Source organism: Neisseria sp. P0001.S005 (genome assembly GCF_051963715.1).
This window is the reverse complement of the sequence record NZ_JBQCTZ010000798.1, coordinates 1-358: the sequence shown is the minus strand read 5'-3', so window position 1 is coordinate 358 and position 358 is coordinate 1. Positions and strand designations below refer to the sequence as shown.

General features: G+C 38.0%; 1 pseudogene. It reads left to right on the top strand.

From position 1 onward, the window contains the following. Positions 1-251: 251 nt before the first annotated feature. Positions 252-358: pseudogene (locus ACTHSP_RS22940) on the top strand (division/cell wall cluster transcriptional repressor MraZ); the annotation flags it as partial.

The window sequence follows — 358 nt, the reverse complement described above, 5'->3', positions numbered from 1 at the left end:
CATATTAATTTGTCATGCATTTTTGTATATATAAGCTATTGAATTTTAAGTGTTTAGTGTTTCATTTCAGATAAAGGGTTGATTTGACCTGATTGCCAAAATTTCTTATAGTGTCGGTTAGTGGGGCATAGTGGGTGAAAGTGGTTACTTTTTCCTAAAAAGTGTTCCGTAGGAGTGAAAACGAAATATTTTAGGAAGGTGGGATTTTTAATCCCACTCTAGTTTTATTTTAATCGAATTTGGGGTGTGATGTGTTTGGCGGTGCTCATGAATTGAGTATGGACAGTAAAGGGCGGTTGGCGATTCCTGCCAAATTCCGCGATATTTTGCTGCGCCGTTATACGCCTGCAATTGTGGT